This window comes from Caballeronia calidae (assembly GCF_900044055.2).
Classification (GTDB): domain Bacteria; phylum Pseudomonadota; class Gammaproteobacteria; order Burkholderiales; family Burkholderiaceae; genus Caballeronia; species Caballeronia calidae.
Genome location: NZ_FCOX02000008.1, coordinates 124,340 through 137,862, shown reverse-complemented (window position 1 = coordinate 137,862; position 13,523 = coordinate 124,340). Strand labels below are relative to the sequence as shown.

Sequence of the window (13,523 nt, the reverse complement as noted above, 5' to 3'; positions counted from 1 at the left end):
GGCCGGCGACGTCGTCCCGATGGGCGAAGTCGCTGCGGCATCCGTTCATCGAACCGGTGAAGGCCGCGCGTTATTCCGGCTATATTTTTTTCAGTCGCCGCCACGAGCGGGAATAAACCGGGGGCGCGGGGAGTATCGGTGGGGAAGGCGCGCCAAAGCAGCACCGGGCTGCGCCGAGGGATGTTCCCGGAACGTGGTTGTCGAAAGGAGACCCGCGCGATGTGGCCAGGCAAGTCGAAAGAAGACCGGTCCGGGCGCCGCGGCCAGGCGGACGCCGAGGCGGTTCACGCGCGCTTCGAGGCGACGGTGATGCCGCATCTCGACGCCGCGTACAACCTCGCGCGCTGGCTCTCGGGCAGCGCGAGCGATGCCGACGATGTCGTGCAGGAAGCGTATCTGCGCGCGTTCCGTTTCTTCGGCGGATTCGAGGGCGGCGAGGACGCGAACGCGCGGGCGTGGCTGCTCGCGATCGTGCGCAACACGTGGTTCACGGAATGGCGGCGGCGCGTGCAACTCGCGGACGCGACGCCCTACGACGAGGAACTCGGCGGCGACGAAGCCTTGCCGGGCTGGTCGGAGGAAAGCGGAGCCGACCCGGAAACGCTCGCCGTGCGCCGCGACGAGATTCATCTCGTGCATCGCGCGCTGGAGGCGCTGCCGATCGCCTTTCGCGAGGTACTGGTGTTACGTGAGCTGGAAGACATGAGTTACAAGGAAGTGGCATCCGTGACCGGCGTGCCGATCGGCACGGTGATGTCGCGGCTCGCGCGCGGCCGCAAGATGCTGGCGGGGGCGGTGCGCGCGGCGCAGGGCGGGCAGGACAAGCCGAGCGTGCGCCTCGTGCGCCGCGCGGGTCCGGGTCATTCAGAGGAGTCGGGAAATGGAAAATAACGACACCGCCTCGCTCGATACGAGGCTCGCCGATGGCTCGCTGTATCAGCGCGCGCCGGTTCATTTGCGGGCGCAGGTGCTGGCGCGCGTGCGCACGGAAGCGGAAGAAGAAATGCGCAGGCAAGAGCCGGCACGCCGGCCGAAGCGCGGCTCGCGCAATCCGTTCGCGGCGCCGTGGCCGTTCTTCGGCGGCGCGTTCGCGGGCGCGACGCTTTCCGCGCTCGTGCTCGGCACGACGCTGTGGTTCCAGGCCGTGCCGCTCATGTCGACTGGATCGACGGCTTCGCCCATCGCGCAGGAAATCGTGTCGAGCCATGTGCGCGCGCTGATGTCGGACCGTCCGATCGATGTGCTCTCCAGCGACAAGCACACTGTGAAGCCATGGTTCAACGGCCGCATCGACTATGCGCCGCCGGTGATCGATCCGGCGGGGCCGGGCTTCGCGCTCGTCGGCGGGCGGCTGGATTACATCGACCACAGGCCGGTGGCGGTTGTCGTCTATCGCTATCTGAAGCATCCGATCGACGTGTACGTGTTTCCCGAGCGCAAGGGCGAAGGGAAGCGCGAGACGAACGACAAGGCATTCTCGCCGGTCGTCACGCAATCCGACGATGGCTACGCGCTCGCGCGGTGGAATCACGATGGCATGACGTTCTGGGCCGTCACCGATGCATCCGGCGCGGTGCTGCGCCAGTTCGCGCATGCGATGGAAACCGGCGCGCCGCGCTGAATAGTGCATCGCGCAAACGCTTTACATGGCTGGAAAGATGAAGATTGCGCGCGGTCGTCCTGCACGGATGCCGCGCGCTTTTTTACGCGTATACCCGCTGTCGCTCCGCTTTCCTGAGCCTCGACAAACGCTTTGGGATGCTGTCTAAATCCCGTCTTCACAATCCATGTTTTCGCGCTTATTCCGTGGCTTGCACACTTACGATGCGTCAGGAGTGCGCTAACGCTCGTGCTCTTCGGGTATGTCCGAATATGGTCATATCCTTACATTTTTCTACACTCGCTCACAACCTATGTAATCGATAACGCACAGTGCACTTAAAAGAGGCATTGCGAGCATTTCCAGCGTTGCATGGGCTTTCAAATAACGAATCAGGCGACGGAGACACACATGGGTATGAAGATGAAGCTCATTGCGAGCGCGCTCGCGTTTGGCGTTTTTTCGTTGGCGCACGCGGCCGACCCGATCAAGATCGGCGTCGATGGTCCGTTCACGGGCGGTTCGTCTTCCATGGGTGTCAGCATGCGCGACGGCGTGCGTCTCGCGACCGCCGAGATCAACAAGTCGGGCGGCGTGCTTGGCCGGCAGATCGTGCTGGTCGAGCGCGATGACGAAGCGAAGAACGAGCGCGGCGTGCAGATCGCGCAGGAGCTGATCAACAAGGAGAAGGTCGTCGCGGTCGTCGGCTATATCAATACCGGTGTCGCGCTTGCGTCGCAGCGCTTCTTCCAGGAAGCGAAGATTCCCGTGTTCAACAATGTCGCGACCGGCACGGTGGTGACGAAGCAGTTCGACGACCAGCCCGATAATTACGTGTTCCGCAACGCAGCCGCCGATCGTATCCAGGCGCCGATGATCGTCGAGGAAGCCGTTGCCAAGCGTGGATTCAAGAAGGTTGCGATCCTTGCCGATTCGACCAACTATGGCCAGCTTGGCCGCGAGGATCTGGAGAAGGCGCTGGCCGCGAAAGGCGTGAAGCCCGTGGCCGTCGAGAAGTTCAACATCAAGGACGTCGACATGACGGCCCAGTTGTTGAAGGCGAAGCAGGCTGGTGCCGAAGCGGTGCTGACGTATGGCATCGGGCCGGAACTTGCGCAGATTGCGAACGGCATGGCCAAGCTCGGCTGGAAGGTGCCGCTGATCGGCAGCTGGACGCTTTCGATGGCGAACTACATCGACAACGCCGGTACGAACGGCGAAGGCGCGCGCATGCCGCAGACTTTCATCCAGGACGCGAATACGCCGAAGCGCAAGGCGTTCATCGATGCTTATGTGAAGGAGTTCAAGCCGAAGAACGACCGCATCGATTCGCCGGTGTCGGCGGCGCAAGGTTATGACTCGGTGTATCTGCTCGCGGCGGCGATCAAGCAGGCCGGCACGACGGATGGTCCGAAGGTCAAGGAAGCGCTCGAGAGCCTGAACACGAAGGTGGAGGGCGTCGTGATGGTCTACGACAAGCCTTTCACGAAGGCCGATCATGAGGCGATTACGCCGAATGTGCCGGTGATCGGAGAGGTGAAGAGCGGACGCGTGATTTATGCGTACGACGCGGATAAGAAGGGTGGCAGTACGCTGCGTGCCAAGCAGACTACTACTGCTTCTAACTGAGGTTATTGCTTGGGCCGAAGAGCTTTCGGGTTCTTTGGCTTCGCTCGCCGGAGTGTTTGTCGGAGCGTTTGCCGGTTTGTTCGCCGGATCCCGTGTTCGTGTCGGTCTATTAGCGTTGCCCCTGTGCGGGGCGGCAGTCACTTTCTTTGCTGCTGCAAAGAAAGTAACCAAAGAAACAGCTATCCCCAGCCTAAGCACTTCAGGCCGGCCGCGGCACAGAAGATAGCACGTGGTCCAGCAGTAGCGAGTGCCCTCATAGGCCTAACCGGGCTTGGATCGCGCACGGTCTGACAAGCTAGAACCTTGAGGGCGCTGGTTCAGCACCAGATAGCTCCGGCACAGCGCTACGCGCTGCCGAAGGGTATGCAAGGGAAACCAACCTACGGCCAATGCCGTGAGATGGAAGCGTTAGCAAGGAAGTGCGCGCAGACCCGATTGACCGGTCGGCCGCGAAGCGGGCCGGAGCTATTTGGTGCTGAACCAGTTTGTTGTGTGTCGCGATGTGACAGACCGTGCGCGATCCAAGCCCGGTTAGGCCTACGAGGGCACTCGCTACTGCCGGACCACGAGAGTGCTTCTGTGCCGGGGCCGGTGTGAAGTACTTTGGATGGGGATAGCTGTTTCTTTGGTTACTTTCTTTGCAGCAGCAAAGAAAGTGACTGCCGCCCCGCACAGGGGCAGTGCTAATAGACCGACACGAAAGCAGGATTCCATAGAAGGAAGCGGGGAAAAAGTGAACTGCCGCCCCGCACGGGGGCAACGCAAATAGACCGAAACGAAAGCAGGATTCCATAGAAGGACGCGAGGAAAAGTGAACTGCCGCCCCGCACAGGGGCAGAGCAAACAGACCGACAGAATTCCGGATCCCACGTAAAAAGCAATAAAAGAGAAGAGCACGCACGATGATTCTCCTGCAACTCATCTACAGCGGCATTGCGCTAGGCATGATCTACGCCGTGATCGCCTTCGGCTACCAACTGACGTTCGCCACATCCGGCACGCTGAACTTCGGCCAGGGCGATGCCCTGATGCTCGGCGCGCTCGTCGGCTTGACGCTCGTATCCGTGGGCGTCAATTACTGGCTGATGATTCCGCTCGTGTGTCTCTTCGGGCTCCTGCAGGGCTCGTTCGTCGAGCGCATCGGCGTGCGCCCCGCGATCAAGATCAAGTCCGAGTTCGGCTGGATCATGTCGACGATCGCGCTCGGCATCATCTTCAAGAACGTCGCTGAAAACATCTGGGGCCGCGACGATCTGCGCTTCCCGTCGCCGTTGCCCGAAGCGCCGCTGCAGGTCTTCGGCGCGAACGTGCTGCCGATGGAACTGCTCGTCGTCGGCGGCGCGCTCGTGATGATGCTCGCGGTCGAGTTCTTCAACCGCAAGACGATCTTCGGCAAGGCCGTAGTCGCCACGGCGAACGATCGCGATGCGGCCTCGCTCATGGGCATCAACACGGGGCTCGTCATCACGTTCTCATATGCGCTTTCATCGTTGACCGCTGCATTTGCGGGCGTTTTGATCGCGCCGCTCACGCTGACCGGCGCGACGATGGGCGCGGTGCTCGGCCTCAAGGCATTCGCGGTGGCGATCATCGGCGGCTTGTCGAGCGGCATGGGCATCATCGTCGGCGGGATGATTCTCGGCATCGCGGAGACGACGACCGGCTTCTATATTTCCACCGGCTACAAGGATGTGCCGGGGCTCGTGCTGCTCTTGATCGTGCTTGCGGTCAAGCCCGCAGGTCTCTTCGGCAAGACGGCGATCAAGAAAGTCTGAGGCGGCGACGATGAAAGCAAAGAACTGGATCGCGGCGCTCGTCGGGCTCGCCGCACTCGCGATTTTTCCGGTGGTGTCGGGCAATCCGTACTACATCCACCTCGTCGAAACCATCATGATCTACGCGATCCTGCTGTTCGGGCTCGATATCGTGGTGGGTTATACCGGACAGGTATCGCTCGGTCATGCGGGCTTGTTCGGCGTGGGCGCGTACACTGCGGGCGTGCTCTTCGCGAAGCTCGGCATGCCGTTCTTCGTGACCGCGCCGCTCGCGATTCTGGTGACGGCCGGCTTCGGGGCGATCCTCGCGTTGCCCGCGTTGCGCGTGTCCGGCCCTTATCTCGCGATGGTGACGCTCGCGTTCGGCACGATCATCCAGATTCTCATCAACGAGATGGATTTCCTGACGAACGGGCCGATGGGCCTGAAGATCCCGAAGCCGATGTTCGCCGGTCACAGGCTCGACGAAGTGGAGTACTACTGGCTCGTTGCGGCATTGCTCGTCGTGTCGCTGATCGTCGTGCATCGGGTGCTGAAGTCGCATCTCGGGCGCGCGTTCGAAGCGTTGCGCGACAGCCCGATCGCCTCGGACTGCATGGGCGTGTCGGTGTATCGCCACAAGGTGTATGCGTTCGTGATCAGCGCGGGCTTCGCGGGGCTTGCGGGCTGTCTGTATTCGTACTCGGAGCAGTACATTTCGCCGAACACGTATAACTTCGAGCTGACGATCCTGTTCCTGCTCGCGATCATCATGGGCGGGCGCAAGACGCGCACGGGCGCGATCATCGGCTCGACGGTCATCGTGCTGTTGCCGAAGCTGCTCGACGATATCTCGAACTTCCGCGTCGTAGCGACCGCGCTGGCGGTGGTCGTCGTCGCGGGTGCTGTGCTCGCGCTTGCACGCAAGACCACGACACCGCAGCGCGTCGCGGTGCCGATCGTCGGCACGGCGGGTCTCGCCGTCTTTTCGTTCTGGATCGAAGCGCTGACGGACTGGCGTCTGACCATCTTCGGTTTGATGATTCTACTGGTCGTGTATTACCTGCAGGACGGCATTGTCGGCTTCGTGCGCAAGACGCTCCATCTGGGTCGCGTGCGCGTGACCAAGGTCGATACCGATGAGCTTGCGAGCCATACGCGTCAGGACGATGCGGTCGCGGCCGTCGCAACACAGGGCGCGGACACGATCCTCGATGTGCGCGGCGTGCTGATGCAGTTCAGCGGCCTGAAGGCGTTGAACGATGTGAACCTGACGGTGAAGCGCGGCACGATCCACGGCTTGATCGGCCCGAACGGCTCGGGCAAGAGCACGATGATGAACGTGCTGACGGGCATCTATGTGCCGACCGCGGGCGCGATCGAGTACGAAGGGCATTCGATTGCGGGACGTACCTCATCGAAGATTGCGCTGTCGGGCATCGCGCGGACGTTCCAGAACGTGCAGCTTTTTGGCGAGATGACTGCGCTGGAGAATGTGCTTGTCGGGTTGCATCACACGTTCAAGTCGAATTTCGCGGATGTGGGCGTGATGAGTCCGCGTTATCGCCGAGAAGAGCGCGCGGCGCGCGAGCGGGCTTTCAACATGCTGCGTTTCGTTGGGCTTGAGCGTGTTGCGGGGGAGGAAGCGCGTAACTTGCCTTACGGGAAGCAGCGGTTGCTCGAAATCGCTCGTGCTTTGGCGCTGGATCCTCAGCTGCTTCTGCTCGATGAACCCGCGGCCGGGTTGACCGCGCCGGATATTCGCGAGCTTGTCGCGATCATTCGCAAGGTGCGTAACCACGGGATCACGCTTGTGCTGATCGAGCATCACATGGATGTGGTCATGAGTGTGTGTGACACCGTTTCTGTGTTGGACTTTGGGCAGAAGATTGCTGAAGGCAAGCCTGCCGAGATTCAGGCTAATGAGAAGGTTATTGAGGCTTATCTTGGAGGACAGACTGAGGAGGCTGCTTGAGGCCTTTTTACGTGGAATCCTGTTTTCGCGTCGGTCTATTGGCGTTGCCCCTATGCGGGGCGGCAGTCACTTTCTTTGCTGCTGCAAAGAAAGTAACCAAAGAAACAGCTATCCCCATCCAAAGTACTTCATACCGGCCCCGGCACAGAAACAGTCTCGTGGTCCGGCAGTAGCGAGTGCCCTCACAAAACTCTCCGGGCTTGGATCGCGCACGGTCTGTCACATCGCACCGCCTAACTGACTGGTAAGGCGCCAAATAGCTCCGGCCCGCTACGCGGCCGACCGGTCAATCGGGTCCGCGCGCGCTCCTTTGCTAATGCTTCCTTCTCACCGCATTCGCCCACCGATGGTTTCCCTTGCATACCCTTCGGCAGCGCGTAGCGCTGTGCCGGAGCTCTTTGGTGCTGAACCAGCGCGCTAGAACTTCTAGCTTGTCAGACCGTGCGCGGTCCAAGCCCCGTGAGTTTTGTGGGGGCACTCGCTACTGCCGGACCACGTGCAATCTTCTGTGCCGCGGCCGGCCTGAAGTGCTTAGGCTGGGGAAAGCTGTTTCTTTGGTTACTTTCTTTGCAGCAGCAAAGAAAGTGACTGCCGCCCCGCACAGGGGCAACGCTAATAGACCGACACGAATACAGGAAGTCTATAGAAGCGAGGAAAAAGTGAACTGCCGCCCCGCATAGGGGCAACGCTAATAGACCGACACGAAAGCAGGCTTCTATAGAAGCGCAAGCGAAAGACCTCACCGAAGCGCAAGCGGAAGACAAAAATGCTGACGATCAAAAACCTCCACGCCGGCTACGGCAAAGTAAAAGTCCTGCATGGCATATCGCTAAACGTGCCGAAGGCGAAGGTCGTGACGCTGATCGGCTCGAACGGCGCGGGCAAGACCACAACCATGCGCGCGATCTCCGGCATGATCAAGGCGACCGAAGGCGAAATCACGATGGGCGTGGGCAGCAACGCAAAGCGCATCGACTCGCTGGACTCGCACAAGATCGCGCGCCTAGGGTTAGCGCATTCCCCCGAAGGCCGCCGCGTCTTCGCGACAATGTCGGTGACCGACAACCTGCTGCTAGGCGCCTTCCCACGCCTAACCTGGTCAAGACCAAAAGGCGACGTGAACGCCGACCTCGAACGCGCGATCGAACTGTTCCCGCGTCTGAAAGAGCGCCGCAACCAACTGGCGGGCACCCTCTCGGGCGGCGAGCAGCAAATGCTGGCGATGGCCCGCGCCATCATGCTCAACCCCGATCTCGTGCTGCTCGATGAACCCTCGATGGGCCTCGCGCCCATTCTCGTCGACGAAGTGTTCCGCATCATCGAGCGCCTCAAGGCCGATGGCGTCACGATGCTGCTCGTCGAGCAATTCGCGGCCGCCGCGCTCAATGTCGCCGATTACGGCTACGTGCTCGAAAACGGCCGCGTCGCGACTCACGGCCCGGCCGAGCAGTTGCGCAACGATCCCTCGGTGAAAGCGGCGTATCTGGGCGCCAGTCACTAGCCCGAGGCAATTGCCGCAGTGCGGAAAGCCAGGCCGAACTATCATGGTTACGGCACGCGTGCACACGCGCGCGTGTCCGACATCCTCACAAGGAGCTGCCATGATCAGCGGCAAGACCACTCTGATTGCTCACATCGGCTACCCGACCGAAGCGTTCAAGGCGCCGATGATCTACAACCCGTGGTTCGACAAGCAGGGCATCGACGCGGTCGTCGTGCCGATGGGCGTCAAACCCGAGGATTACGTCGCGTTCCTGCCGCATCTCTTCAAGCTCACGAACATCCGCGGCGCGCTCGTCACCATGCCGCACAAGATCACGACCGTCGGCCTGATGGACGAAGTGAGCCCGACCGCGCGCATCGCCGGGGCCTGCAATGCGATCCTCAAGCGCGAGGACGGCACGCTGGTCGGCGATCAGTTCGACGGCGCGGGCTTCGTGCGCGGCGTCGAGCGCAAAGGCCGCAAGCTCGCCGGCACGCGCGTGCTCGTGCTCGGCAGCGGCGGCGTCGGCTCGCCGATCGCGGCGTCGCTCGCGGCGGCGGGCGTCGCCGAGCTCGCGATCTTCGATACCAATACGGCCTCCGTCGAAGGGCTCGCGTCGCGTTTGCGCGAGCACTATTCGAAGCTCGTCGTCAGAACCGACACGAAAGATCCCGCGGGCTTCGACGTGATCGTGAACGCGACGCCGCTCGGCATGAAGGACACCGACCCGCTGCCGTTCGATATCGATCGCATCGCGCCCGGCACGTTCGTCGGCGAGGTGGTGATGAAATCGGAGTACACGCCGCTCCTGCGCGCGGCGAAGGACAAGGGCTGCGCCGTGCAGGTCGGCACGGATATGCTTTTCGAAATGATCCCGGCGTATCTGGAGTTTTTCGGCTACGGCACCGCCACCGCCGACGAATTGCGCGCGGTCGCCCAGATCAAGTACGCGTAACCGTTCCTATACTTCAATCGACACAGCAAGGCAGACGCTCATCCTCTGACAAATAGGCCGCGCGCAGAAGCGGCGGCCTGGAAAATGCAGGGAGGAATCATGGGATCGACTGCACCGGGCGTTCCGGCGGACGACAAGCACGCGCCCGAACCGCACGGCCATCCAGCATTGCTCGGGCTCTCGCTCGCGGCGCTCGGCGTCGTCTACGGCGATATCGGCACGAGCCCGCTCTATACCCTCAAGACCGTGTTCGATCCCGCAGGCGGTTTGCCCCTGCAGCCCGCGAACGTGATCGGCATCGTGTCGCTGATCTTCTGGTCGCTCACCGTCATCGTTTCGCTCAAGTACGTGACGCTGATCCTGCGCGCCAACAATCACGGTGAGGGCGGCATCATGGCGCTGCTCGCGCTCGCGGCGTCATCGGTCGAATCGAAAAAGCGGCTGAAACACGTGCTGTTGATGATCGGCGTGATGGGCGCGGCGCTGTTCTACGGCGATGGCGTCATCACGCCGGCCATTTCCGTGCTGAGCGCGGTCGAAGGGCTCGAAGTGGCCGCGCCGATGTTGCAGCCGTATGTCGTGCCCGTAACGCTCGTCGCGCTGATCGCGCTCTTCCTGATGCAGAAGCATGGGACGTCCGGCATCGGCGCGGTGTTCGGGCCGGTGATGGTGCTGTGGTTCATCGTGCTCGCGGTGTCGGGGCTCATGAACATCAAGGACGCGCCACGTATTCTCGCCGCGCTCAATCCCATCGAAGGGCTCGCGTTCTGTCTTCATCATCGCTGGCTCGCGTTCGTTGCGCTCGGCGCCGTCGTGCTGTCGTTGACGGGCGCGGAAGCGCTTTATGCCGACATGGGCCATTTCGGCTCGCGTCCGATTCGCCTCACATGGTTCGCGATCGTCTTTCCCGCGCTCGCGCTCAACTATCTCGGGCAGGGCGCGCTTCTGATCGCCGATCCGACCGCGCTGCAGAATCCGTTCTATCGGCTCTTTCCATCGTGGATGCTCTATCCGATGGTCGTGCTGTCCACCATCGCGACGGTCATCGCATCGCAGGCCGTGATCTCCGGCACCTATTCGATGACCAAGCAGGCGATGCAGCTCGGCTTCCTGCCGCGCATGAGCGTCGTGTACACGTCGGCGAGAGAGATCGGTCAGATCTATGTGCCGGGCATCAACTGGACGCTGCTGCTCGCGGTCGTCGCGGCCGTGCTCGGCTTCGGCTCGTCGACGGCGCTCGGCTCCGCATACGGCATCGCCGTCACCGGCACGATGTTGATCACGACGGTGCTGACCTTCTTCGTGATCCGCTACGCGTGGCATTACAACTGGGCGCTGTGCATCTTCGCGACGGCGTTCTTCTTCGTGATCGACGCGATGTTCTTCTCCGCGAATTGCCTGAAGATCGCGGACGGCGGCTGGTTCCCGGTCGCGATCGGCCTCGTGATGTTCACGATCATGGCGACATGGGGCCGCGGCGCGCAGATGATGATCCAGGAAGCGCGCGTGCGCGCGGGCGCGACGCCGCTCAAGCCGTTCCTCACGAGCCTGCTCGCGCGTTCGCCCGCGCGCGTGGAGGGCACGGCGATCTTCATGTCGAACGATCCCAACGGCGTGCCGCATTCGCTGCTGAACAATCTCATGCATAACCGCGTGCTGCACGAACACACGGTGTTCCTGACGGTCGCGACCGAGCCTGTGCCGTGGGTCGAGGAAGCGCGGCGCGTGACCTTGCAGACGCTCGGAAACGGCTGCTTCCAGGTGACGGTGAACTACGGCTTCAAGGATGAAGTCGATCTGCCCGCGGCGCTGGAAAAATGCCGCTCGTCGGGCCTCAAGTTCGATCGCGCGACCATTTCATATTTTCTTTCGCGCGCGACCGTCGTGCCGACGCCGGGCACGGGCATGGCCCTTTGGCGCGAACGGCTCTTCGCGATCATGCTGCACAATGTGGGCAACGTCGCGGCCTATTTGCGATTGCCGGCCGATCGCGTGATCGAACTCGGCGCGCGAGTCGAGATATGACGGCGCAATTCGACTGATGGACGTGCATTCGACGCAAGCAAGCGGCAAAGGATCGAGCAAGACTCACGATAAGAAATGCGGCAGACCAGGAGACGCCATGACCGCCAGCAGTACGCAGACCCGCCATCCGTTTCCATCGACCGCGCGCCTCGTCGAGCGCGGCAAGATCGTGTCCGCGCGCGAGGCCGTGCGCCTCATCCGTTCCGGCGACACGATCGCGACGAGCGGCTTCGTCGGCATCGGCTTCGCGGAGGAAGTGGCGATCGCGCTGGAAGAGCGCTTCGTCGAAGGCACCGATCCGATCGCGGATCTGACGCTCGTATATGCCGCGGGTCAGGGCGATGGCCGCGCCAAGGGCCTCAATCACTTCGCGCATGAAGGGCTCATCAGGCGCGTGATCGGCGGTCACTGGGGACTCGTGCCGGGCCTGCAGAAGATGGCGATCGACAACCGCATCGAGGCATATAACCTGCCGCAAGGCGTGATCTCGCAGCTCTTTCGCGATATCGCCGCGCATCGGCCGGGGCAACTGTCGACGGTCGGACTCGGCACCTTCGTCGATCCGCGCAACGGCGGCGGCAAGCTCAATGCGCGCACGACGGAAGATATCGTGCGCCTCATGCCGATCGACGGCACGGACTATCTGTACTACAAGACATTCCCGATCGATGTCGCGATCGTGCGCGGCACCACCGCCGATCTCAACGGCAACGTCACGATGGAAAAGGAAGCGCTGACGCTCGAAGCGCTCTCCATCGCAATGGCCGCGCGCAATTCGGGCGGCATCGTGATCGCACAGGTCGAGCGTCTCGCCGAATCGAACACGCTCAACTCGCGGCAAGTGAAGATACCGGGCGTGATGGTCGATTGTGTCGTGCTCGCGAAGCCCGACAATCACTGGCAGACCTTCGGCGAGCAATACAGCGCGGCGTTTTCCAGCGAGTTGCGCGTGGCCGCGAGCTCGGTGCCGCCGATGGCGCTGACCGAGCGCAAGATCATCGCGCGGCGCGCCGCCTTCGAGCTGATGGCCAATAGCGTCGTGAATCTCGGCATCGGCATGCCGGAGGGCATCGCGAGCGTCGCGAACGAGGAGCAGGTGATCGATCTCTTCACGATGACGACCGAGCCCGGCGTGATCGGCGGCATTCCGGCGGGCGGCCTCAACTTCGGCGCGGCCACGAACACGCAGGCGATCATCGACCAGCCGTATCAGTTCGACTTCTACGATGGCGGCGGTCTCGATATCGCGTTCCTCGGTCTCGCGCAGGCCGACCGCGAAGGCAATCTCAACGTGAGCAAGTTCGGCCCGAAGCTCGCGGGCGCGGGCGGCTTCATCAATATCAGCCAGGCGGCGAAGAAGGTCGTGTTCGTCGGCACGTTCAACGCGGGCAAGCTCGATGTGGCGATCGCGAACGGCAAGCTCGACATCCGCCGCGACGGCGATTGCCGCAAGTTCGTCGATGCGGTCGAGCATCGCACGTTCAGCGGCCGTTATGCGGCCGAGCGCGGACAAACCGTGCTCTATGTCACCGAGCGCTGCGTGTTCGAGCTCACGGACAAGGGGCTCGTTCTGACGGAAGTGGCGCCGGGCATCGATATCGAGCGCGACATCGTCGGGCAGATGGGCTTCGCGCCGATCATGGACGCGCCGCCGCGCCTGATGGACGAGCGCATCTTCCGCGACGCGCCGATGGGCCTGCGCGAAATCCTGCTGCGGCTCGATCTGTCGGAACGCTTCAGCTACGACGCGGAGAAGAATCTCTTCTTCATCAACTTCGAAGGCCTCGAAGTAAAAAATCTGAGCGATGTCGAAGCGATACGCCGCGAAGTGGAAAAGCAATTGTCGGGCGTGACGACGAAGCCGCACGCCATCGTCAATTACGATAACTTTTCAATCCGCCCCGATATGCTCGATGCCTATTCGGACATGGTCACGAAGCTGGTCGATGGTCATTACGACCGCGTCACGCGCTATACGACGAGCAGCTTCCTGCGCCTGAAACTCGGCGATGCCTTGAAGCGCCGCGGCGTGGCGCCTTATATCTACGAAAGCCCGGAAGAAGCACGCGAGCACGAATCGAAGCGCGCGTCGGAATGACGAA

The 13,523-nt window shown here is 62.2% G+C and carries 9 protein-coding genes; all 9 read left to right on the top strand.

Going from position 1 to position 13,523, the window contains the following annotated elements:
• The first annotated feature begins 219 nt into the window (after positions 1-219).
• Positions 220-891, top strand: coding sequence for an RNA polymerase sigma factor (locus tag AWB78_RS10815; protein WP_062604566.1), 672 nt, complete (start codon positions 220-222; stop codon positions 889-891).
• Complete coding sequence (locus AWB78_RS10810) at positions 881-1,621, top strand: anti-sigma factor (protein ID WP_062604565.1); 741 nt, start codon at positions 881-883, stop codon at positions 1,619-1,621. The genes AWB78_RS10815 and AWB78_RS10810 overlap by 11 nt, the downstream gene beginning before the upstream one ends.
• 396 nt (positions 1,622-2,017) lie before the next feature.
• On the top strand, positions 2,018-3,229 hold the full coding sequence (locus AWB78_RS10805) for an ABC transporter substrate-binding protein (RefSeq protein WP_374729459.1): 1,212 nt from the start codon (positions 2,018-2,020) through the stop codon (positions 3,227-3,229).
• A gap of 902 nt (positions 3,230-4,131) precedes the next feature.
• On the top strand, positions 4,132-5,004 hold the full coding sequence (locus tag AWB78_RS10800; protein WP_062604563.1) for a branched-chain amino acid ABC transporter permease: 873 nt from the start codon (positions 4,132-4,134) through the stop codon (positions 5,002-5,004).
• 10 nt (positions 5,005-5,014) lie between these two features.
• Positions 5,015-6,958, top strand: a complete 1,944-nt coding sequence (locus AWB78_RS10795) for a branched-chain amino acid ABC transporter ATP-binding protein/permease (protein WP_062604562.1) — start codon at positions 5,015-5,017, stop codon at positions 6,956-6,958.
• A gap of 766 nt (positions 6,959-7,724) precedes the next feature.
• On the top strand, positions 7,725-8,459 hold the full coding sequence (locus AWB78_RS10790; protein ID WP_062604561.1) for an ABC transporter ATP-binding protein: 735 nt from the start codon (positions 7,725-7,727) through the stop codon (positions 8,457-8,459).
• 100 nt (positions 8,460-8,559) lie between these two features.
• Positions 8,560-9,396: a shikimate dehydrogenase family protein gene (locus AWB78_RS10785; RefSeq protein WP_062604560.1), complete on the top strand. Its 837-nt coding sequence runs from the start codon at positions 8,560-8,562 to the stop codon at positions 9,394-9,396.
• A gap of 99 nt (positions 9,397-9,495) precedes the next feature.
• Complete coding sequence (locus AWB78_RS10780; protein ID WP_062604559.1) at positions 9,496-11,421, top strand: potassium transporter Kup; 1,926 nt, start codon at positions 9,496-9,498, stop codon at positions 11,419-11,421.
• A gap of 97 nt (positions 11,422-11,518) precedes the next feature.
• A complete protein-coding gene (locus AWB78_RS10775) occupies positions 11,519-13,519 on the top strand; it encodes an acyl CoA:acetate/3-ketoacid CoA transferase (RefSeq protein WP_062604558.1) in 2,001 nt (666 codons plus the stop codon).
• The last annotated feature ends 4 nt before the right edge of the window (positions 13,520-13,523 follow it).